The sequence below is a fragment of the Lentzea californiensis genome (assembly GCF_024648825.1).
Taxonomy (GTDB): Bacteria; Actinomycetota; Actinomycetes; order Mycobacteriales; family Pseudonocardiaceae; genus Lentzea; species Lentzea californiensis.
On sequence record NZ_JANBBE010000011.1, the window covers coordinates 1 to 20,272 of the forward strand.

Consider the following 20,272-nt stretch of genomic DNA (forward strand, 5'->3'; position numbering starts at 1 on the left):
TGCCGGTCGGGCAGCCCTGTGATGCCGTCGCGGGTGTGCCGTGCGATCCAGCGGCGCACGGTGACCGGCTCGTAGTGCAGCAGCTCGGCGATCTCGGGCGCGCTCATTCCGGATGCGGACAGCAGGACGATGACGATTCGGGCGGCGACTCGGCATGGTCCGTGTAGCGCGGTGACCAGTTCGAGGTGCTGGGCAGGGGTCAGATCGGCGTAGACATGCGCTGGGCGCATACTGGTGAAGGCCTCGTTGTGGTGGGTTCAGGTGTGGTAACCGAATCCAACACGACGAGGCTCTTCACGTTCCCGGCAAGGTCAACTCCCGCGAGTTACAGACACAACTTCTGGCAACAGGCTTAGTGGTGCCCGGCGATGCGGTGCGGCTGGTAGCCCGACTCCAGCTGTTCCGCCTCCGCGTCGGTCAGCTCGAAGTCCAGCGCCGCCACCGCGTCGTCGAGCTGCGCGGGCTTGGTGATGCCGACGATCGGTGCCGTGACAACGGGATTGCGCCGCAGCCAGGCCAACGCAACCTGTGCCCGCGACACCCCGCGGGCGGTGGCGATGGCGGCGACCTGGTCGACGATCGCGCGGTCCGACTCCAGGTACAGGCTGGACCCGAACTCGTCGGTCTCGGTGCGCGCGGTCGTCGCGTCCCAGTCGCGGACCAGGCGGCCGCGGGCCAGCGGGCTCCACGGGATCACGGCGATGCCCTGGTCCGCGCAGAACGGCAGCATCTCGCGCTCCTCCTCGCGGTAAAGGAGGTTGTAGTGGTTCTGCATCGACACGAACTTCGTCCAGCCGTTCTCGCGTTGCGTGAACAACGCCTTGGCGAACTGCCACGCGTACATGGACGACGCACCGATGTAGCGCGCCTTGCCGGACTTCACGACGTCGTGCAGCGCCTCGAGTGTCTCTTCGAGAGGGACGGAACCGTCGAAGCGGTGGATCTGGTACAGGTCCACGTAGTCCGTGCCCAGCCTGCGCAACGAGTTGTCGATCTCGGCGAGGATCGACTTCCGCGACAGGCCGAAACCGTTGGGGCCCTCGTGCATCCGGTGGTGCACCTTGGTCGCCAGCACGATCTCCTCGCGCCGTCCGAAGTCGCGCAACGCGGCGCCGGTGATCTCCTCCGAGGAACCGTGCGAGTACATGTTCGCGGTGTCGAAGAAGTTGATCCCGGCGTCGAGCGCGGCCTTGATGAACGGCCTGGACTCCTCCTCCGGCAACGACCACGGGTGGCCGCCCCGCTTCGGGTCTCCGTAGCTCATCATGCCGAGACAGATCTCGGACACGTCCATGCCGGCGAGCTTGGTGTAGCGCATGGTCAGCCCCTCAGGAAAACGATGATCACGGTCGGGTGATGGTGACGACAACCCGTTCAACATCAACGTAGTCCGGATCGCTGGATCGTGCCTCTGTTCGACACGTCCGTGGCTAGTGGGCCTGATTCTCTGACCAGCGGGTTTAGCGTCGTCATCCCGGGGTCTGAGAGGAAAGCGCCATGACGAGCATCGACCTGGTCGCGCCACCGCAGCACGTGCTGGAGCGCACCCGTTGCGCGGTCGGGACCTTGCTGCCGGCGGCGCTGGCGGAGCTTCCGGACGAAACACGCGAGGTGGTCGAGTTCGGCCTCGCACGGCAGGACTTCTCGACGGCCGCGCTCGTGCTGCTCTCCGCCGAGGCGTTCGGTGACGCCGACGCGACCGGGGTCGCCCTCGCGCTGGAGTTCGCGCAACTGCACGAACGACTGCACGCGGACCTCATGATCCACGGGGGCGCGTGGGAGGCGTTCGGCGCGGACAGGGTCGTCTCGGCGGCGGATGCTCTGCTCTCGCTCGCCTTCGCACGGCTCACCAAGCCCTGGGTGATGATCGTCAACGTCGCACTGATGTCTGTTGTGGACGGTTACGTCCAGGAGATCGGCATGGACGAGGAGGACGACGTAGACCTGGCCCAGCACCTCGGTGTGGCGGCGGCGAAGCACAGCTCACTGCCGGCGGCGGCGTGCGAGCTCGGGGCGCTGGCCGCCGGCGCGAGCGCGAGCCAGGCCGGCCACCTCAGGCAGTTCGGGGACGACATCGGCCTGGCGCGCAAGCACGTCGACGACGTCCTGGCCCTCCCCGACGCCCTCGCGCACGGCCGCCGCACGCTCCCGGTCGTGGCGGCGGCGAACTCCGGGATGAGCGTCGCCGGCGGGCGGAAGTGGTGCGAGCAGCAGGCCGGACTGCTGCTCGCCCGCGCCCTGAACCACCTGCGGCGGTGCGGTCCGGGGGCGCGGGCGGCGGCAGAGCTGACGGCGCTGGCCGAGGAGCTCACGACCGCCCGGTGCGTCCCGGCCCCGGCCGTGCCGGCTCAGCCGACGGGGCGCAGCACGACCTTGCCCGGTGCGTGACCGGTCGCGACGAGGTCCTGCGCCTCGGCCGCCTCGGCCAGCGGGAGACTCTTCGCGACTCGCACAGCGAGCTTGCCGTCCACCACGAGCTGGGCGTACTCGGTCAGCCTCGCGCCGAACGGCGCACCTCCGCCGGAGAACGTGACGCCGAACTCGGCGGCCTGGGGATCGGCGATCGTGACGATCCGCTCGGTGCCGCCGCGCAGTTCGACCGACAGCGGCAGGTCACCCTGCCCGGCGGCGTCGTACACGGCGTCGACGCCCTGCGGTGCGGCGGCGCGAACCCGGTCGGCGAGCCCCTCGCCGTAGGCGACCGGGGTGGCGCCGAGCGACCGCAGGTAGTCGTGGTTGGCGGGGGAGGCGGTGCCGATGACGGTGGCACCGCGGGCCACCGCGAGCTGTACGCCGACGGCGCCGACCACGCCCGCGGCCCCGTGGACGAGCAGCGTGTCGCCCTCGCCGACCTTCAGCTCGTCGAGCACGCGGACCGACGTCTCGACGGCCACGGGCAGTGCGGCGGCCGTGTCCCAGTCGAGGTCCGCGGGCTTGAGGGCGAAGTCGGAGGCCAGCGCGTACTCGGCGTAGGCGCCGGTGACGGTCCAGCCCAGGACCGCGTCGCCGACCGCGACGCCGGTGACGCCCTCGCCGACCTCGTCGACGATGCCGGCCGCCTCCAGGCCGGGGGTCGCCGGGAACGGGGGCGTCATCTGCGGTGGCATCCACCCGTTGCGGATCTTGTGGTCCAGCGGGTTGACCGCCGCGGCCACCACTTTCAACCGCACCTGTCCCGGACCGGCGTGCGGCTCCTCGACCTCGTTCAGACTCAGCACTTCCGGGCCGCCGAACGCGGTGTAGGTGATCGCCTTCATCTCTGACTCCAGGTGCTCGTCGTTTGGTTGACATGTCAACCCTAGCGACGGCGATGCCCTGCCCGCCCCCGCACTTCGGCTAGTCCCACCTAGCCGAAAGACCAGCCGGGTGCACGTCTGGTCGGACTACGCTGGTCACCATGGACCTGCTGGCCGCCGCCGACGTGATCCGGGCACCGCTGTGCGAGACGCTGCCGCGGCTGTCGGCGGCGATCGCCGGCGCCATTCCGCACCACGCCGTGGTCGAGCTGTCCAACTGCTCGTTCGCGCCGTTCAAGCTCCGCGGCGAGACGCCGGTGACGATCACCGACATCGCCGCGTTGCGTCCCCTGCTGCCGAGCCGGGGTGCCTGGCAGGGGCGCGCGGCCATGGCCGGGGCCGAGGTGCCGGTCGTCGTGCTGGTGAGCGACGTGTCCGTACCGGGCGCACTGCTGGTGCTCCTGCGCGCCGACGACACCCCCGTGACCGACGAGGTGCTGGCACCCGCCGTCGCGTTGTGGGACGTGGTGACCGCGCACATGGAGGGCCTGCGCAACGAGGCGGTGCCCGCGACGCTGGCCGTGTCCCGGGCGGCCGCGGCGGCGCGTGCCGTCGCCATCTCCGACCTCGGCGACGCGTACGGCGCTTCACTGACCGCGCTGCTAGGCGTGCTGCGCGACCCCGGCGTGGACGACGCCGTCGCCCGCTCGCGGTCCGTCGACCTCGCCGTCACCGCGCTGGTCGAGCTGCGGTCGCGGGCCGACCTGGACCGGGCGCAGACCGAGGAACGGGCGGGGGAGGCCTTCGAACGGCTCGCCGAGTCGTTGCGCCGCGTGCTGCGCGGCCGCGACGTGCGCCTGGACCTGGGCACGCCCGGCGCGGAGGAGGGTGCCGACCGGATCGTGCCGACCGAGATCTCCGCCACGGCCGCCGCGGTGGTCAGGTCGGCCGTGCACGCCATGCTGGACGACCAGGGCGGCGTCGGCCGCGTCCACATCGGCTGGAAGATCGTCGGCGCCGTGCTGAGGGCGACCGTGCGCGACGACGGCCCCGGCACCCTGTCCTGCGGCAGCCTCGACCGGCGCCGGGTACCGGAACGCCTCGGGCCGCTCGGCGGGAAGGTCGAGGTCGACGCGGTGCCCGGCTGGGGCGCCACCGTGACGATCGAGGTGCCGCTCGGGCCGCCGGAGAGCCCGCGCGAGGACCCGCTGACCGTGCTGGGCGCGCGGGAGTTGGAGGTGCTCGGCCGTCTCGCCCGTGGCCGCCGCAACCGCGACATCGCCGGTGAGCTGCACATCAGCGAGTCCACGGTGAAGTTCCACGTGGCGAAGATCCTGGAGAAGCTCGGCGTCGGCTCACGCGGCGAGGCCGCAGCGCTAGCGCACGAGTGGGGCGCCGCGCGTTAGCCGATCTCGCCCATCCGCTGCCGCACGAGGTCGCGGACCACGTCGTCGGGCAGCGGCGCGTCCGGGGTGAACCGCACGGTGCCCTTGGAGAGCGAGAACCCGGCCAGCCGGTCGCGCACCACGTCCACGGCCGCGGGGCTGAACGGGAACACGGCCAGGTGGTCCTTCGCCGCCTTGAACCCGAGCAGAGGCTTGCCCTTGAGCCTCAGCGCGGCCATTCCGTAGCTCAGGCCCTGCTCGGCTGCCGGCGCCAGTTCCTCGGCCAGTGCGCGGATGTGGGCGAACGCGTCGCGCGCCGGGGCGTCGAGGCTCGCGAAGTAGTCGTCGACGTCGGCCATGGCGGCACGCTACTCGCGCGAAGTGCTCCGCGAGCGAACCTGTGGCACCTGGCGGGACCATGTCTTTTCCTTCTCGATACAGAGACCTGGACCACCCTCGGTTGCACGTCCGATAGTAGGAAGTCAAACTATTCTCATGGCGACCACTCTGCACAAGCCGGCGAACCCGGTGCGCTTTGTGACCGCGTCCAGCCTGTTCGACGGCCACGACGCGGCTATCAACATCATGCGGAGGATCCTGCAGTCGCAGGGTGCGGAGGTCATCCACCTCGGCCACAACAGGTCGGTGTCGGAGGTCGTCGACGCGGCGATCCAGGAGGACGTCCAGGGCATCGCCATCAGCGCGTACCAGGGCGGGCACGTCGAGTACTTCTCGTACCTGGTCGAGCTGCTCAACGAGCGCGGCGCCGGGCACATCCGGGTCTACGGCGGCGGTGGCGGCGTGATCGTCCCCGAGGAGATCGAGCTGCTGCACTCGCGCGGGGTCGCGCGGATCTTCTCGCCGCAGGACGGGCAGACGCTCGGCCTCGCCCGGATGATCAACCTGATGATCGAGGAGTGCGACCACGCGCTGACGGAGCCGTTCAGCCACGACGCGCTGCTGACGGGGGCGGACGAGGCCCTGGCGCGCGCGATCACGCACATCGAGGCCGGCACCGCGGAGCCCCTGGAGACCACGCGCAAGGTGCCGGTCCTCGGCATCACCGGTACCGGTGGCTCGGGCAAGTCGTCGCTCACCGACGAGCTGGTCCGCCGTTTCCGGCTCGACCAGCAGGACAAGCTGCGCATCGCCGTGCTCGCCGTCGACCCGACGCGCCGGCGTGGTGGTGGCGCGCTGCTCGGCGACCGCATCCGGATGAACTGCCTAGACGGCGACCGCGTGTTCTTCCGTTCGCTGGCCACGCGCCGTGCGGGCAGCGAGATCCCGGACGGCCTGGAGCAGGCCATCGTGGCGTGCAAGGCGTCCGGTGCCGATCTGGTCATCGTCGAGACGCCCGGTATCGGTCAGGGTGACGCGGCCATCGTGCCGTTCGTCGACTTCTCGCTGTACGTGATGACGCCGGAGTTCGGTGCCGCGTCACAGCTCGAGAAGATCGACATGCTCGACTACGCGGACGCCGTGGCGATCAACAAGTTCGAGCGCCGTGGTGCCGAGGACGCGCGCAGGGACGTCGCACGGCAGATGGTGCGCAACCGCGAGGCGTTCGGCGTCAAGTGGGAGGACATGCCGGTCTACGGCACGTCCGCCGCGACGTTCAACGACGACGGCGTGACGGCGCTCTACCAGTTCCTGCGCGACGGCCTGGTCGAACACGGCCTGCACGCCGAAGAGGGCGCCCTCGCCCCCGTCGCCGGCAAGACGTCCACGAGCGCCTCCACGGTCGTGCCCGCCGCCCGTGCCCGCTACCTGTCCGACATCTCGGACACCGTGCGCGGCTACCACCGCAGGACCGACGCGCAGGTCGCGGCAGTCCGCAGGCACCTCCAGCTCTCCGGTGCGCAGAAGGCGTTGGAGGCGGCGGGCAAGGGCGTCGCGGACATCGCGGAGCTGGCCTCCGAGGCCGAGCGCGAGGTCGACCGCGAGACGGCGGACCTGCTGCGGGCGTGGCCGGCGACCGTCGAGCAGTACTCCGGTGACGAGCTCGTGTTCAAGGTGCGGGACAAGGAGATCCGCACGTCGTTGACGCGCGAGACGTTGTCCGGCAACCAGGTCCGCCGGGTCAGCCTGCCCCGCTACGACGACGAGGGCTCGCTGCTGCGGTTCCTGCGCAAGGAGAACCTGCCGGGCTTCTTCCCCTACACCGCCGGGGTCTTCCCGTTCAAGCGCGAGGGCGAGGACCCGGCGCGCATGTTCGCGGGGGAGGGCGACGCGTTCCGCACGAACCGCCGCTTCAAGTACCTGTCGAAGGGCAACCCGGCCACGCGCCTGTCGACGGCGTTCGACTCGGTGACGCTCTACGGCCGCGACCCCGACACCCCGCCGGACGTCTACGGCAAGATCGGCACCTCCGGCGTCTCGATCGCGTCGCTGGACGACATGAAGGCCCTGTACGACGGCTTCGACCTCGTCGCGCCGACGACGTCGGTGTCGATGACGATCAACGGCCCGGCGCCGACGATCCTCGCGTACTTCCTGAACACCGTGATCGACCAGGAGGTCGGGAAGTTCAGGGACGCGGAAGGCCGTGAGCCGGACGCAGAGGAGTACGAGAAGGTCAGGGCCTACGCGCTGGCCAACGTCCGCGGCACCGTTCAGGCCGACATCCTCAAGGAGGACCAGGGCCAGAACACCTGCATCTTCTCCACGGAGTTCTCGCTGCGCATGATGGCGGACATCCAGGAGTGGTTCATCCAGCAGCAGGTCCGGAACTTCTACTCCGTGTCGATCTCGGGCTACCACATCGCCGAGGCCGGGGCGAACCCCATCAGCCAGCTCGCCTTCACGTTGGCCAACGGCTTCACCTACGTCGAGTCGTACCTCGCCCGCGGCATGAACATCGACGACTTCGCGCCGAACCTGTCGTTCTTCTTCTCCAACGGCATGGACGCCGAGTACAGCGTCATCGGCCGCGTGGCACGCCGCATCTGGGCCGTGGCCATGCGCGACCGCTACGGCGCCGCGGAGCGTTCGCAGAAGTTCAAGTACCACGTGCAGACGTCGGGCCGTTCGCTGCACGCGCAGGAGATGGACTTCAACGACATCCGCACGACGCTGCAGGCCCTCTGCGCGCTGTACGACAACTGCAACTCCCTGCACACCAACGCCTACGACGAGGCGATCACCACTCCAACGGAGTCGTCCGTCCGCCGCGCGATGGCCATCCAAATGATCATCAACAAGGAGTGGGGCCTCTCCGCCAACGAGAATCCGCTGCAGGGCTCGTTCGTCATCGACGAGCTGACCGACCTCGTCGAAGAGGCCGTGCTGATGGAGTTCGACCGCATCTCCGAACGCGGCGGCGTGCTCGGCGCGATGGAGACCGGCTACCAGCGCGGCCGCATCCAGGACGAGTCGATGCTCTACGAACAGCGCAAGCACGACGGCTCGCTGCCGTTGATCGGCGTCAACACCTTCCTGCCCGAGGACGGCACGCGCGAGGTCGTGAAGATCGAGCTCGCGCGCGCCACCGAGGAGGAGAAGGAGTCGCAGGTCGAGCGCACCCGCGCCTACCAGGCCGCGCACCGCGACGAGGCCCAGAAGGCGCTGGCCCGCCTGCGCGAGGTGGCGCAGACGAACGAGAACGTGTTCGCGGTGCTGATGGACGCGGCCCGCGTGTGCACGCTCGGCCAGATCACCGAGGCGTTCTTCGAGGTGGGCGGGCAGTACCGCCGCAACATCTGAACGCCCCAGCGGAACGACCCGGTGGCGGACAAGCCCGACACGTGTTTTGTGGTGACCGCACGCGGGGACCTTTCGTGCGGTCAGACCGCACGAAAGGTCCCCGCGTGCGGCTGGAGACTTGAGCCGTGCTCGCTCAAGTGTGGGTCGGCCGTCGTCTCGGGGAAGACCTTCCCGGGTCAAGTGGTCAGACCGCGTAGGGCCGGCCGACGATCCACCCGCCGATGTGTGCGGGGAGCTCGTCGGTCGGCACCAGCTCCACCGCGTCGCCGACGTTGACCACGCCCGGCTGGACCACCCAGCTGTCCAGGCACAGCACACCACCGAACTCGTGCCGGATGCGCCGGTGCACGTCGAGGTCCTGAGCGCCGGTGTCCGGGTCGATCGTCGTGACCACGCACCGGGCGCGCTTCTTGTACATCCCGATCACCACGTCGCCGACGACCAGCGCGTGTCCCGGCCAGCCGTCCTCCTCGCCGGCCTCGACGTCGCCGATGAGGATGTTGGGCCGCAGCCGCCGCACGTCGACTCCCGCGGCCTCGACCTGGCCGTCCGTGGCCACCAGGACGTTCAGCACGTCGAAGCGCTCCGGACCGGTGTAGCGGGTCAGCCTGCCGCCGAACGGCAGCACCCGCTCGTGGGCCTGCCAGCTGTCCCAGGGATGTCCGTCCACCAGCGGGCCGTCCGGGCCGGTGGTCGCGGGGATCGTGAGCAGGCCGTACCGGGTCCGTCCGGTGAGCACGCCGCGCGGGCCCCGCACGTGCACCAGCCGGTCGCCCTCGACGCCGTCCGGGGTGAACGTGGCCTGCTGGAGTTCTTCGCCGCCCAGTGACTTCACCGGGAACCGCCACAACGCCTTGACGTGCATGGTTCTCACTCCGCCGGGATCTCGTAGGTCGAGCCGGGGTCGACGCGGCGCTCGGCTTCGGCGATCTTCACGTCGTTGATGCTCGCCTCGCGCCTGCGCATCAGGCCGGACTCGGCGAACTCCCAGTTCTCGTTGCCGTAGCTGCGCCACCACTGGCCCTCGTCGTCGTGCCACTCGTACTGGAAGCGCACGGCGATGCGGTCGTCGCCGAACGCCCACAGTGACTTGCGCAGGACGTACTCGTGCTCGCGCTCCCACTTCTTCGTCAGGAACGCGACGATCTCGCCGGTGCCGTGGACGAACTCGGATCTGTTGCGCCACACCGAATCCGGTGTGTACGCGCCGGCCACACGAACCGGATCCTTGGTGTTCCAGGCGTCCTGGGCCGCCTGCACCTTGAGGCGGGCGGTCTCGGCGTCGAACGGGGGCACGAGTGTCACGACGATCCTTCCAACGGTTGGGCGATGCTGCAAACGTTAGAACGAGTCTCTAACGGATGCAAGCCTGTGTTACCGTTAGACGTGCTGACGCCCGACGAACCCCGTCCGGTCCTGCTGATGAACACCATCTGGGCCAATCGGTCGCAGGTTCACGACGACCTGACGACTGTCGGTGGACTTCGCGAGTTCCTGGGTGTTCCGGCGGATCAGGCCGATCTCGACGCGTTCCGCTCGTTGCGGCAGGCGCTGCGCGACCTCGCGGGCGTGCTGACCGAGGACACGCGTCCGGTCGCGCGCGATCGTGACCTGGAGCGGGCCGTGGCTGAGGTCAACCATGCGGCGCGCAGTGCGCAGCGGTGGCCGCAGCTGACCGTGCGCGACGGCGAACTGTTGCGGCACAACGAAAGCGACGGATCGCTCGCGGACCGTGAGCGCGCCTCGATCGCCGCGGAGGCCGTGGACCTGTTCACCGGCGAGAACAGGGTTCTGTTGCGCGCCTGTTATGCGCCGGGCTGCGTGCTGTACTTCGTGAAGGATCATCCGCGCCGTGAATGGTGCTCGCCGTCGTGCGGCAACAGGGTCCGCGCGGCCCGCCACTACCGGCGCAATCGGGGTGAATCCCCTGGTCCGAACGGGTTTTCCTGATCAGCGGGGGTAAACATGAGCCGCCCGGATTCCGATTAATCGGACAACAGTTGGGCGCGTTCTGTGTGGTGGTGATCCGCGATGTCCCGAGAATCCGTGCCAGGTCACGACATCAGCTATCACCTCGTCTGCTTCGACGAGACGGGCAACGAGCGGGGGCGGGACAGCGCGGACGTGCTGTACGACGCCCGCCAAGGCGTCACGGACGTCTTCTTCTTCATCCACGGGTGGAACGGCGACGTGCCGGCCGCCCGTGAGCAGTACGGGCGGTGGGTCGCGACGATGGCCGGCTGCCGTGCCGAACGTGAAGCGGCACACCGGCTTCCGGGCGGCTTCAAGTCCCTGCTCGTCGGCCTGCACTGGCCGTCGAAGGCGTGGGGCGACGAGGACGTGCGGTCGGACGAGTTCATCAAGGCGCAGGCCAACCGCCTCGGTGGCGGTGCCGGGCGCACGGCCGCCGTGCGCACGATCGTCCAGGCCGCGCGGCAGCACCCGTGCCGCATGTCGCCGGCGGTCAAACAGGCCTACGACTACCTGGAGAGCTCGGTTCCCGACCTGCCGGGCGAGGACGGGATGGCGTTCGACGCCGAACAGCTCTACCGGGCATGCCTGGAGGACCCGGCGCTGGGCGGCATCCTGTCGCCGTTGCGGATCCTGACGTTCTGGAAGATGAAGCGGCGCGCCAAGGTGTTCGGCGAGAGCGGCGCGGCCAGGATCGCCCGCGAGGTCGCCCAGACCGCCCCGAACGCCCGCATCCACCTGATGGGCCACAGCTTCGGCTGCATCACCGCCACCGCGATGGCGAACGTGGTGCCCGCCGCGACGCTGACCCTGGTGCAGGGCGCGATGTCGCTGTGGTCGTTCGCGGAACGGCTGCCCGGCGAACCCGGTTCCGGCTACTTCCGCGGCGTGCTCGGCCGCGTGCCCGGCCCGATCATCGTCACCACGTCGTCGAACGACTACGCCATCGGCCGCTTCTACCCGCTGGCCGCGCGTTCGGGCCGGCAGGTCGACCTGGACGAGTACCCGAAGTACGGCGGGCTCGGCTCGCACGGCGTGCAGGGCACCTACGCGCACGGCCACAAGATCGGCGCACCCGGCGAGCTCCAGCGCGGGCAGGTGCACAACGTCGACTGCACGTCCGTGATCCGCCGGATCGACGGGATCGCGGGCGCTCACAACGACATCTGCCACCCGGAGCTGGCGCGGCTGCTGTGGAAGGCGGTGATGGCCCGCTAAGGGGTGCCCAGGCGCAACACGATCTGGGGTACCAGCGTGTCGCCGAGGCAGGGGCGCAGCTCCGCGCGCAACGCGGACAGGATCACCGGGTCGTGCGCGGGGGAGACGGCGAACCCGGCCGTTCCCGCGGCCAGCACGACGCGCTGCATCGCCTGTCCCGCACGGATTTCCGCCGCGGCGCCCTGGGTGAACGTGCACAGCACCAGCTCGGTGCCGCTGCGCACGTGCAGCCACGCACGCTCCACTTCGGCCGCCCGCGACAGCAACCCGCGCCAGGCGGCGGGTTCGGGGAACGTCGTCCACGTGCGACGGTTCGCGTGCAGCGACCGGAGCAACGCGAGCACGTCCGGGCCCGGTTCCTGGTAGCCGCCGAGCCTGATGGCCGCCGCCGCGTCGTGCGCGCTCTGGCCGGGCAGCAGCGTCACCAGTGGACGGATGCCGTGTCCCTGCAGTGCCAGGCGGGCGTTGAGCAGCGCCACCCCGCAGGCCAGTCGCGTCTCGCGGCTGTGCGGCCCGGTGGTGTGCAGCTCGATCTGCTCGGGACGCACCTCGAACCGCACGCCGGGAGCGGAGGCCCTGGCGAGGGAGAGCACGCCGCGCACCTCCTCACTCGCGAGTCCGAGCGAGCCGGGCACGGTGACGGTCATGGTCATACTGTCCGGTCGGAGCGACTACCGAACCACGGTCGAAGGTCCCCACTTCCTAGGGCCGTGAGTTGGTCGAAAATGTGCGAATGTAGGCGGCGTGCCTGACGTGCCTGGTCGCCGCGACCTCGACGAGCTGCTCGACGAGGTCCGGGACCGCATGGACGAGATCGTGACCACCCGCGACCACATGCAGGAACTGCTGGGAGCGGTGCTCGCCGTCGCGTCCGGTCTGGAACTCGAGCCGACCCTGCTGCGCATCGTCCAGGCGGCCGTGGACCTGGTCGGTGCCCGCTACGGCGCGCTGGGCGTGCTCGGCACCCGCGACGACCTCTCGCAGTTCCTCCACGTCGGCGTGGACGAGGTGACCCGCGGGTCCATGGGCCACCTGCCCGAGGGCAAGGGCCTGCTCGGGTTGCTCATCAAGGACCCGACGCCGTTGCGCCTGCGCGACCTCGCCCAGCACGAGATGTCGGTCGGCTTCCCGGCCAACCACCCGCCGATGCACAGCTTCCTGGGCGTGCCCGTGCGCGTGCGCGACGAGGTGTTCGGCAACCTCTACATGACCGAGAAGATCGACGCCGCCGAGTTCACCGCCGACGACGAGGCCGTTCTGCTGGCCCTGGCCGCCGCCGCGGGCATCGCGATCGAGAACGCCCGCCTGTTCGAACGCTCCCGCATGCGCGAGCGGTGGCTCGAGGCGATCGGCGAGGTCAACTCCGAACTGCTGGGCGGCGCCTCCGGCGAGTACGCGCTGCGCCTGATCACCCAGCGCACCGTCGAGCTTGCCGGCGCCGACTCGGCCCTGGTCGTCCTCGGCGACGGCCGGCACACCCCGCTCTCCGTCGCCGCGACCGCGGGCATGAAGATCGACGACTTCGACGCCGCCGACCACGCCGTCGACGAGGTGATCCACTCCGGCGTCCCGCTCCTGGCGGACGACCTGGGTCCGGTCTTCGGTCCCGTCCTGGCCGTCCCGCTGCGGTCGGAGATGGGCGTGACCGGCGCGTTGGTCGTGCTGCGCCGCACCGGCGAGACCCGCTTCCTGCCCGACCAGGTCCCGATGCTCGCCTCGTTCGCCGACCAGGCGGCCGTCGCCCTGGAGTTCGCCGAGCAGCAACGCTCCCAGCGCCTGCTCGACGTGCTGGAGGACCGCGACCGCATCGCCCGCGACCTGCACGACCACGTCATCCAGCGCCTGTTCGTCACCGGCCTCACCCTGCAGGCCACCCTGCGCCGCATCACCGATCCCGAGGTGGCCGCCCGCCTGCGGACCGCCGTCGTGCAGCTCGACGAGACGGTCCGCGAGATCCGCACGTCCATCTTCGACCTGCACTCGAACGACAACACCTCGCTGCGCCGCCGGCTGCTCGACCTCGTCGCGGGCCTGACCGAGTCGACGCACCTCAAGCCGTCCATCCGCATGTCCGGCACCGTGGACAACTCGGTGCCGCCCGAACTCGCCGAGCACGTCGAGGCCGTCGTGCGCGAGGCCGTCACGAACTGCGTGCGGCACGCCTCCGCGACCGAACTGACAGTGCTGATCGACGCGGGCGAGGACGTCGTGATCACCGTGCAGGACAACGGCGTCGGCATCTCGGCGGACGCCTCGCGCAGCGGCCTGCGCAACCTGGCACACCGCGCGGTGAAGTTCGGCGGGTCGCTGGAGGTGACAGCGCCGGACGGCGGCGGAGCGTGCCTCGTCTGGCGCGTTCCACTGGGGTAGTGGTGTCGCGCGTCCCTTTGAGCTAGTGCCCTACGCCGGAAGTCCGCCGCTGAAGTCCCTGCCGTTTGTGCCGCACGCGGGGCGCTTTCGTGCACGTGGAGCGCACGAAAGCGCCCCGCGTGCAGTTGATGACGGCGTGGCTGAGGCCCCGCGACGTTGATGAGGGGAGCTTTCCCAAACCTGAGGTTGATGAAAGCTCCCCTCATCAACCTTCATACTTTGATGACGAATTTCCGACGCAGGACACTAGCGGAGCTTGTCGCCGTCCTTGCGGAACTGCGACGCGAACACGGCGGCCTGCGTGCGCCGCTGCATGCCGAGCTTCGCCAGCAGGTGTGAGACGTAGTTCTTGACGGTCTTCTCGGCGAGGAACATGCGCTCGGCGATCTGGCGGTTGGTCAGGCCCTCGCCGATCAGGTCGAGCACCGTGCGCTCCTGCTCGCTGAGCATGCGCAGCGGGTCGCCCTCCTCGCGCTCGCGGCGGATCCTGTTGAGCAGCGCGGAAGTCGTGCGTGCGTCCAGAAGGGACTGTCCGGCCGCGACGGTGCGCACGGCGTTGACCAGGTCCGCGCCGAGGATCTGCTTCAGCACGAAGCCGGAGGCGCCCGCCATGATCGCGTCGAACAGGGCCTCGTCGTCGGCAAAGCTCGTCAGCATCAGGCACTGCAGGCCCGGGATGCGGCTGCGCAGCTCACGGCACAGCTCGATGCCGTTGCCGTCGGGCAGCCTGATGTCGAGCACCGCCACGTCGGCCTGCGCGCCCGGCACCTTGGCCAGGGCCTCCGTCACCGATGCCGCATCACCGACCACCTCGAGATCGGACTCCTCGCCGAGCAGGTCCGCTATGCCGCGCCGGACGATCTCGTGGTCGTCGACGAGGAAAACACGCGTCGCCATGGAGGTCACGGTAGCCCAAAGACCCTGGCATGAGGGGACCAACGGCACGCGGCTCACTGCGACGATCGGGCCTATTTTGGGATCATGAGCGGACTTCCCGTTGTCGTCGGGGTCGACGGTTCCTCCTCCGCGCTCGCCGCGGTGGCGTGGGCCGCCCGCGCGTGCGTGCTCCACGGTGCGCCGTTGCGGCTGGTGCACGCCTACACATTGCCGACGCGCGGGTATCCGGAGGTCATCTCATCAGCGCGTGATCTGCGCTCGGCCATGTACGACCAAGGGCGGATGTGGCTTTCTCAGGCCGTTGCCGTCGCACAGGCCGAGGCGCCTGATGTGCCGTTGGAGCACGACCTGCGCATGGAACACCCCACGCCCGTGTTGCTCGCGGAGTCTGCACGCGCACGAGAGGTGGTGGTGGGGTCGCATGGATTGGGCGGGTTCACCGGAGCGTTGGTCGGCTCAACGGCTGTGGCGCTGTCGATCCACGGTGAGTGTCCCGTGGTGGTGGTCCGCGGAAACCAGCAGCAAGGACCCGTGGTGGTGGGCGTCGACCTCTCGCCCGAGTCGGACCCGGCCATCGGCTTCGGGTTCGAGGAGGCGGCGGCGTCCGGCATGCCGCTGGTGGCGACGATGGCCGACGACGACGAGCAGGCCCTGAACACGCGAATGTCCGGGTGGCTGGAGAAGTACCCGGACGTCGCGGTGGAACAGCTCGTGGTGGGGGAGCGACCGATCCCGGTGCTGCTGGAGCTCGGGCAACGGGCCGGGCTGCTCGTGGTCGGGTCGCGGGGGCGTGGCGGATTCGCCGGGATGCTGCTCGGGTCTACCTCGCAGGCCCTGATCTACCACGCCCCGTGCCCGGTGGCCGTCGTCAGGCCTGCTTGACCGCGGAGATCTCGAACTCGAGCACGATCTTCTCGCCGACCAGGACGCCGCCGGTCTCGAGCGGGGCGTTCCAGGTCACGCCGTAGTCCTTGCGGTTGATCGTGTGCGAGCCCTCGAAGCCGACGCGGGTCTGGTTGTACGGGTCGACGGCCACGCCCTCGAAGGCGAACGGGATGGTGATGTTCTTCGTGACGCCCTTGATGGTGAGGTCGCCCGAGATCTCGAAGTTGCCGTCGTCGACCTGCTTCGCGGAGGTCGAGACGAACGTGATCTCCGGGTGGTTCTCGGCGTCGAGGAAGTCGTTGGTGGCCAGGTGGCCGTCGCGCTGCGCGTTGCGGGTGTCGATGCTCGCGACCTTGAGGCTCACCGAGGCGGTGGTGTTCTCCGGCTTGTCGCCGTCGATGGAGATCTTGCCGTCGAACTCGTTGAACGCACCACGAACCTTGGTGACCATGGCGTGGCGCGCGACGAAGCCGATGCGGGAGTGCGAGCCGTCGATGACGTAGTCGCCGGTCAGTTCGGAGAGGTTGGTGGCGGAGGTCATGGTGTCAAGTCCTTCGGTTGCTCGATTTGGTTGAAGTGTCACTCACCCTGCCTGAACCTGGATGATGTGTCAACTATTCCCGTATGCTGAAGCGGTGACACGATGGTTGGAACCTGAGCAGCAGCGGGCGTGGCGTGCGTACGTCCGCATGCAGGGGGAGCTCAATGCGCATCTGAGCAGGCAGATGTCGGTCGATTCGGACATCTCGATGGCTGACTTCGCCGTGCTGGTGCAGCTCACCGACACGCGTGATGAACGCGTGCGCGTGTTGGAGCTCGCACGGTCTTTGCACTGGGAGAAGAGCCGCATCTCACATCATGTAGCACGGATGGAGAAGCGCGGCCTGGTGCGCCGGGAGAACTGCAGCAGCGACGGGCGCGGGTCGTTCGTCGTGCTGACGGACCAGGGCCGCTCCGCGATCGAGGAGGCCGCGCCGGCGCACGCCGAAACGGTCCACAAGCTGGTGTTCGACCTGCTCACCGAGGCCGAGGTCGAGGCGCTGGGGTCGATCTCCGAGAAGATCTTCACGCGCCTAACGACAGGAGAATGTGCGGCGGTAGTCGCTCGGTGCGATGCCGACGACCCGATGGAAGTGGTGTCGCAGGAGGGCGGCTGTCCCGAAGCCTGACCTGGTCGCGACCGCGTCGACGTCCAGGTCGGTCTCCTCGAGCAGCCTGCGTGCGTGAAGCACCCGTTGGAGTGACAGCCACTTGTTGGGAGTGGTGCCGGTCTCCGCGGCGAACCTGCGCGCGAAAGTCCGTTCGGACATGACGGCGAGCTTCGCCATCGTGGACACCGTGTGGTTGTCCGCGATCGTGTCGAGCACCTGCTCCAGCACCGGTTCGAGGCTGTCCGAGTTGCACTCCGGGATCGGCAGCTCCACGAACTGCCGCTGACCGCCGTCGCGCTGCGGCGCCACGACCATCCGGCGCGCGATCGTGTTGGCGATCTTGGTGCCGAGCTCCCGCCGGACCAGGTGCAGGCAGGCGTCGATGCCCGCCGCCGTGCCGGCGCTGGTGATGATGTTCCCGTCGTCCACGAACAGCACGCTGGCGTCGAGCCGCGCCTTCGGGAACCGCTCCTGGAACTGCGCCGCCTCACGCCAGTGCGTCGTGCAGTGCCGGTCGTCGAGCAGGCCTGCCGCGCCGAGGATGAACGCCCCGCTGCACACGCTGAGCAGCGTCGCGTCGGTCTCGCGGAGCGCCTTGACCAGCTTCTCCGGGTACTCGTCTCGAACCCGCGCGGCGGGCAGCGCGACCAGGTCGACGCTCTGCAGCGCGTCGAACCCGTGCTCCGGCGTGATGCTCACGCCGCGGATGCTCGTCGGCACCGGCTCGTTCGGGATCTCCCCGCACACCCGGAAGTCGGCCAGCGGCACACCCTCTTCGGTCCGGTCGATGCCGAACACCTCGCAGAGCAGCCCGAACTCGAACGGCGCGACGCCGTCGATGAGGGGGACCGCCACCGATCGCAGCATGGCAGGATATTAGCGCGCATCGTCAGATCTGCCACTGTTGGCGGGATATAGACGGTCGCAAACTTACTGACATGACTCTTGCAGCGATCGTCCTCGCAGTAGCCGCCCTCTCCGTCTGGCTCGACCGGCACCGCGACCGCACCGCCGGTCTGGCCGGTTCCTCCGACGTCCACGACCGCGATCGCGTCCGCGTCGGCGACGACCTCCGATACCTCACCTGATGAGCGGTGCGGGTCCCGTGTAGCGGGCCACCGGGCGGATGATCTTCGTGTCCTCGGACTGCTCGAGCGCGTTGGCACACCATCCGACCACCCGGCTGCACGCGAACGTCGGCGTGAACATCTCGCGCGGGATGCCGCACTGCTCCATCAGCACGCCGGCGTAGAACTCCACGTTCGCGTACAGCTGCCGGCCGGGCTTGAGCTCGGCCAGCAGCTCCGTGACCCTGCGCTCGACGGTGACCGCGAACTCGGTGAGGCGGGTCGGCTGCTCCTGGGCGATCCTCTTGAGCAAGCGCGCCCGCGGGTCCTCCGTCTTGTAGACGGCGTGCCCGAAACCCATGATCCGTTCACCGCACTCGATGCGTTCCCGCACCCAGGTGTCGATGTTGTCCGGCGTGCCGATGAGGTCGAGCGCCTCCAGCGCCCGGTCCGGTGCGCCACCGTGCAGCGGCCCGGAGAACGTCCCGATCGCCGCCGTCACCGCCGACACGATGTCCGCTCCCGCGCTCGCGACCACGCGCGCGGTGAACGTCGACGCGTTGAAGCCGTGGTCGATCGTGGCGATCAGGTACTGCTCGACAGCGCGGCTCGCCCAGGTTGACGGCTCCTGTCCGGTCAACATGTACAACCAGTTCGCCGACGTGGACAGATCAACCCTGGGGTGGACGGGATCAAGTCCGAGCTTGAGCCGGTGCAGTGCCGCCAGGATCGTCGGTGTCATCGCGCTGACCTTGAGCGCGTCCGCCTTGCGCGTGCTCATCGGCGCGTCCCACATCGGCTGCGACGGCAGCATCGAGAGCGCGGTCCGCAGCCCGGCCAGCGCCGTGCAGCCCGACCGCGCGATCGCGGGCAGCACCTCGCTGACCACCTCCGGCAACGGTCGCAACGCGGCGGTCTGCGCCGCGAAGAGCGCGGCTTCGTCCCCGTTCGGCAGCCGGCCCTCGGTGAACAGGAACCACACGTCCTCGAAGGAGCGCGTCTCGGCCAGTTCGATCGCGTCGTGCTCGCGGTAGTGGTAGTAGCCCGCGGCACCGTTCACGTCCCCGATCAGGGTGGTGGTGACGACGACGTCTTTAAGCCCTTTGGGTGCATCAATCAACATGGATGAAAGGCTCCGTCAACATGTCTTGTACAGTCAACGTTGATGGAATCAATGTTGACGACGAACCAGGCCGCGCGGCGACTCGGGGTGAAGCCGGCGACGGTCTACTCATACGTCAGCCGCAAACTCCTGACCAGCAAGAAGGTCAATCGCCAGAGCATGTTCGACGTCGCCGAGGTCGAGGCCCTGGCGCAACGCACTGGTGCCCGTGGCGCAGTGGCCGCTGTGACGGATCGCATCCGCACCCGCATCTCCCTGCTGGAGAAGGACCGCCTCCACTACCGGGGTCGCTCCGTTCCCGGCCTCGCGAGCACCAAGCGCTTCGAGGACGTGGCGCACTGGCTGTGGACGGGGATCGACTCGGAGGGCGTGCAGTTCCCCGAGGGCCAGGAGATCTGGATGGCCCTTCCGGAGAGCGCCACCCTGACCGACCGGATCCGGGTGGCCGTGGTCCTCGCGAGCGCGGGCGACCCGCTGAGGTTCGACCTCGACCGGGCGATCACCACCGCCATGTCGCTGATCGCCGACGTCGTCGAGTCCCTGCCGCTGCTGGGCAGGCCGGCGGGCACCGACATCGCCGACCGCCTCTGGGCCCGCCTCTCGCCGGAACCCCCGCGGACGGACCTGCTCAACGCCGCCCTGATCCTCCTGGCGGACCACGACCTGGCCATCTCGACCATGGCCGCGCGAGTGGCCGCGTCGGCCCACGCCCACCCGTACGCCGTCGTCTCCGCCGGCCTGGGCGCGATGGAGGGCCAGCGGCACGGCGCCGCCGCGACGATCGCGCACCGCTTCCTCACCCAGGCCGCGTCCGACCCGATGGGCACCGTCGCCGAACACCTGCGGGCCGGTCAGCCGATCCCCGGCTTCGGCCACCGCATCTACCAGTCCCGTGACCCGCGCGCCGACCACTTCCTGGCGCTGCTGCGCGGCAACGGCGACCTGGTGGTGGACAAGGTGATCGCCACCCAGCCGAAGACGTTCCCGAACATGGACCTGGCGCTGGCGCAGTTCGGGCTGACGTTCTCGATGCCGCCGACCGCGGGGGAGGCCATCTTCTCCATCGCGCGGATCGCAGGGTGGGTCGCGCACGCGATGGAGGAGTACAAGGAGCCGGGTCTGCGGTTCCGGACGATGGGTGTGTACACGGGCGACAGGCCGTAGCAAAACGCCACGCGGGGACCTTTCGTACTGCATGACGGTACGAAAGGTCCCCGCGTGGCGTTGGCGACGGAGGACGGGTGGGTGTTGTAGGCCTCTGTTGGCT

General features: G+C 69.3%; 21 protein-coding genes. 10 read left to right on the forward strand and 11 right to left on the reverse strand.

Going from position 1 to position 20,272, the window contains the following annotated elements; all coding sequences use genetic code 11:
* Together LX88_RS31955 and LX88_RS31960 are read right to left on the reverse strand one after the other, a co-directional pair.
* Positions 1 to 230, reverse strand: a 230-nt coding sequence (locus tag LX88_RS31955; protein ID WP_258951499.1) for a helix-turn-helix domain-containing protein, incomplete at its 3' end; no start/stop codon positions are given.
* A 122-nt stretch (positions 231 to 352) separates the two neighbouring features.
* Positions 353 to 1,318, reverse strand: coding sequence for an aldo/keto reductase (locus LX88_RS31960; protein WP_258951500.1), 966 nt, complete (start codon positions 1,316 to 1,318; stop codon positions 353 to 355).
* 179 nt (positions 1,319 to 1,497) lie between these two features.
* On the opposite strand from LX88_RS31960, the gene LX88_RS31965 reads away from it, so the two are divergent.
* Complete coding sequence (locus tag LX88_RS31965; RefSeq protein WP_258951501.1) at positions 1,498 to 2,388, forward strand: polyprenyl synthetase family protein; 891 nt, start codon at positions 1,498 to 1,500, stop codon at positions 2,386 to 2,388.
* Here the strand turns inward: LX88_RS31965 and LX88_RS31970 are convergent.
* The gene (locus LX88_RS31970) at positions 2,349 to 3,257 is read right to left on the reverse strand and encodes an NADP-dependent oxidoreductase (protein WP_258951502.1); all 909 of its coding nucleotides are present in this window, start codon (positions 3,255 to 3,257) and stop codon (positions 2,349 to 2,351) included. The genes LX88_RS31965 and LX88_RS31970 overlap by 40 nt on opposite strands.
* 140 nt (positions 3,258 to 3,397) lie before the next feature.
* Between LX88_RS31970 and LX88_RS44005 the strand changes: the two genes are divergently transcribed.
* On the forward strand, positions 3,398 to 4,642 hold the full coding sequence (locus LX88_RS44005; protein ID WP_307791592.1) for a helix-turn-helix transcriptional regulator: 1,245 nt from the start codon (positions 3,398 to 3,400) through the stop codon (positions 4,640 to 4,642).
* Here LX88_RS44005 and LX88_RS31980 read toward each other — a convergent pair.
* Positions 4,639 to 4,980, reverse strand: a complete 342-nt coding sequence (locus tag LX88_RS31980; protein WP_258951503.1) for an iron chaperone — start codon at positions 4,978 to 4,980, stop codon at positions 4,639 to 4,641. The genes LX88_RS44005 and LX88_RS31980 overlap by 4 nt on opposite strands.
* 136 nt (positions 4,981 to 5,116) lie before the next feature.
* Between LX88_RS31980 and icmF the strand changes: the two genes are divergently transcribed.
* Complete coding sequence (gene icmF, locus LX88_RS31985) at positions 5,117 to 8,323, forward strand: fused isobutyryl-CoA mutase/GTPase IcmF (protein ID WP_258951504.1); 3,207 nt, start codon at positions 5,117 to 5,119, stop codon at positions 8,321 to 8,323.
* Positions 8,324 to 8,507: 184 nt separating this feature from the next.
* Here icmF and LX88_RS31990 read toward each other — a convergent pair whose 3' ends face one another.
* Positions 8,508 to 9,188, reverse strand: coding sequence for an MOSC domain-containing protein (locus tag LX88_RS31990; RefSeq protein ID WP_258951797.1), 681 nt, complete (start codon positions 9,186 to 9,188; stop codon positions 8,508 to 8,510).
* Between the two features lie 5 nt (positions 9,189 to 9,193).
* Positions 9,194 to 9,628 carry a nuclear transport factor 2 family protein gene (locus LX88_RS31995; RefSeq protein ID WP_258951505.1) on the reverse strand — a complete coding sequence of 145 codons (435 nt, stop codon included), beginning with the start codon at positions 9,626 to 9,628 and terminating at the stop codon, positions 9,194 to 9,196.
* Positions 9,629 to 9,709: 81 nt separating this feature from the next.
* Here LX88_RS31995 and LX88_RS32000 point away from each other — a divergent pair, with 81 nt between their 5' ends.
* Both LX88_RS32000 and LX88_RS32005 read left to right on the forward strand, forming a co-directional pair.
* Positions 9,710 to 10,273, forward strand: a complete 564-nt coding sequence (locus LX88_RS32000) for a CGNR zinc finger domain-containing protein (RefSeq protein WP_258951506.1) — start codon at positions 9,710 to 9,712, stop codon at positions 10,271 to 10,273.
* An 81-nt stretch (positions 10,274 to 10,354) separates the two neighbouring features.
* Positions 10,355 to 11,512, forward strand: a complete 1,158-nt coding sequence (locus tag LX88_RS32005; protein WP_258951507.1) for a hypothetical protein — start codon at positions 10,355 to 10,357, stop codon at positions 11,510 to 11,512.
* Here the strand turns inward: LX88_RS32005 and LX88_RS32010 are convergent.
* On the reverse strand, positions 11,509 to 12,159 hold the full coding sequence (locus LX88_RS32010) for a hypothetical protein (RefSeq protein ID WP_258951508.1): 651 nt from the start codon (positions 12,157 to 12,159) through the stop codon (positions 11,509 to 11,511). The genes LX88_RS32005 and LX88_RS32010 overlap by 4 nt on opposite strands.
* Before the next feature lie 97 nt (positions 12,160 to 12,256).
* On the opposite strand from LX88_RS32010, the gene LX88_RS32015 reads away from it, so the two are divergent.
* Positions 12,257 to 13,882, forward strand: coding sequence for a sensor histidine kinase (locus LX88_RS32015; protein WP_443674879.1), 1,626 nt, complete (start codon positions 12,257 to 12,259; stop codon positions 13,880 to 13,882).
* Between the two features lie 246 nt (positions 13,883 to 14,128).
* Here LX88_RS32015 and LX88_RS32020 read toward each other — a convergent pair whose 3' ends face one another.
* A complete protein-coding gene (locus tag LX88_RS32020) occupies positions 14,129 to 14,779 on the reverse strand; it encodes a response regulator transcription factor (protein ID WP_030479008.1) in 651 nt (216 codons plus the stop codon).
* Positions 14,780 to 14,863: 84 nt separating this feature from the next.
* Here LX88_RS32020 and LX88_RS32025 point away from each other — a divergent pair, with 84 nt between their 5' ends.
* Positions 14,864 to 15,661, forward strand: a complete 798-nt coding sequence (locus LX88_RS32025) for a universal stress protein (RefSeq protein ID WP_258951509.1) — start codon at positions 14,864 to 14,866, stop codon at positions 15,659 to 15,661.
* On the opposite strand, the gene LX88_RS32030 is transcribed toward LX88_RS32025, so the two are convergent.
* Positions 15,648 to 16,205, reverse strand: coding sequence for a YceI family protein (locus LX88_RS32030; protein WP_258951510.1), 558 nt, complete (start codon positions 16,203 to 16,205; stop codon positions 15,648 to 15,650). The genes LX88_RS32025 and LX88_RS32030 overlap by 14 nt on opposite strands.
* A gap of 94 nt (positions 16,206 to 16,299) precedes the next feature.
* Here LX88_RS32030 and LX88_RS32035 point away from each other — a divergent pair, with 94 nt between their 5' ends.
* Complete coding sequence (locus LX88_RS32035; RefSeq protein WP_258951511.1) at positions 16,300 to 16,833, forward strand: MarR family winged helix-turn-helix transcriptional regulator; 534 nt, start codon at positions 16,300 to 16,302, stop codon at positions 16,831 to 16,833.
* Here the strand turns inward: LX88_RS32035 and LX88_RS32040 are convergent.
* The gene (locus LX88_RS32040; RefSeq protein WP_258951512.1) at positions 16,738 to 17,682 is read right to left on the reverse strand and encodes a GlxA family transcriptional regulator; all 945 of its coding nucleotides are present in this window, start codon (positions 17,680 to 17,682) and stop codon (positions 16,738 to 16,740) included. The two genes, LX88_RS32035 and LX88_RS32040, sit on opposite strands and share 96 nt — an antisense overlap.
* A 71-nt stretch (positions 17,683 to 17,753) precedes the next feature.
* Between LX88_RS32040 and LX88_RS32045 the strand changes: the two genes are divergently transcribed.
* Positions 17,754 to 17,903 (forward strand): hypothetical protein, encoded by a 150-nt coding sequence (locus LX88_RS32045; protein ID WP_258951513.1) that lies wholly within the window; start codon positions 17,754 to 17,756, stop codon positions 17,901 to 17,903.
* On the opposite strand, the gene LX88_RS32050 is transcribed toward LX88_RS32045, so the two are convergent.
* A complete protein-coding gene (locus LX88_RS32050; protein ID WP_258951514.1) occupies positions 17,896 to 19,005 on the reverse strand; it encodes a citrate/2-methylcitrate synthase in 1,110 nt (369 codons plus the stop codon). The two genes, LX88_RS32045 and LX88_RS32050, sit on opposite strands and share 8 nt — an antisense overlap.
* A gap of 42 nt (positions 19,006 to 19,047) precedes the next feature.
* On the opposite strand from LX88_RS32050, the gene LX88_RS32055 reads away from it, so the two are divergent.
* Entirely contained in the window at positions 19,048 to 20,169 is a 1,122-nt protein-coding gene (locus LX88_RS32055; protein ID WP_258951515.1) for a citrate synthase, read from the forward strand.
* Positions 20,170 to 20,272 lie beyond the last annotated feature (103 nt).

Coding starts and splice junctions, on each gene's coding strand:
- LX88_RS32055 (WP_258951515.1), top strand. CDS start 19,048: ATGGAATCAATGTTGACGACGAACCAGGCCGCGCGGCGACTCGGGGTG.
- icmF (WP_258951504.1), top strand. CDS start 5,117: ATGGCGACCACTCTGCACAAGCCGGCGAACCCGGTGCGCTTTGTGACC.
- LX88_RS32010 (WP_258951508.1), bottom strand. CDS start 12,159: ATGACCGTCACCGTGCCCGGCTCGCTCGGACTCGCGAGTGAGGAGGTG.
- LX88_RS32020 (WP_030479008.1), bottom strand. CDS start 14,779: ATGGCGACGCGTGTTTTCCTCGTCGACGACCACGAGATCGTCCGGCGC.
- LX88_RS31990 (WP_258951797.1), bottom strand. CDS start 9,188: ATGCACGTCAAGGCGTTGTGGCGGTTCCCGGTGAAGTCACTGGGCGGC.
- LX88_RS31980 (WP_258951503.1), bottom strand. CDS start 4,980: ATGGCCGACGTCGACGACTACTTCGCGAGCCTCGACGCCCCGGCGCGC.
- LX88_RS32050 (WP_258951514.1), bottom strand. CDS start 19,005: ATGTTGATTGATGCACCCAAAGGGCTTAAAGACGTCGTCGTCACCACC.
- LX88_RS44005 (WP_307791592.1), top strand. CDS start 3,398: ATGGACCTGCTGGCCGCCGCCGACGTGATCCGGGCACCGCTGTGCGAG.
- LX88_RS32040 (WP_258951512.1), bottom strand. CDS start 17,682: ATGCTGCGATCGGTGGCGGTCCCCCTCATCGACGGCGTCGCGCCGTTC.
- LX88_RS32045 (WP_258951513.1), top strand. CDS start 17,754: ATGACTCTTGCAGCGATCGTCCTCGCAGTAGCCGCCCTCTCCGTCTGG.
- LX88_RS31960 (WP_258951500.1), bottom strand. CDS start 1,318: ATGCGCTACACCAAGCTCGCCGGCATGGACGTGTCCGAGATCTGTCTC.
- LX88_RS31965 (WP_258951501.1), top strand. CDS start 1,498: ATGACGAGCATCGACCTGGTCGCGCCACCGCAGCACGTGCTGGAGCGC.
- LX88_RS32030 (WP_258951510.1), bottom strand. CDS start 16,205: ATGACCTCCGCCACCAACCTCTCCGAACTGACCGGCGACTACGTCATC.
- LX88_RS31970 (WP_258951502.1), bottom strand. CDS start 3,257: ATGAAGGCGATCACCTACACCGCGTTCGGCGGCCCGGAAGTGCTGAGT.
- LX88_RS32005 (WP_258951507.1), top strand. CDS start 10,355: ATGTCCCGAGAATCCGTGCCAGGTCACGACATCAGCTATCACCTCGTC.
- LX88_RS32025 (WP_258951509.1), top strand. CDS start 14,864: ATGAGCGGACTTCCCGTTGTCGTCGGGGTCGACGGTTCCTCCTCCGCG.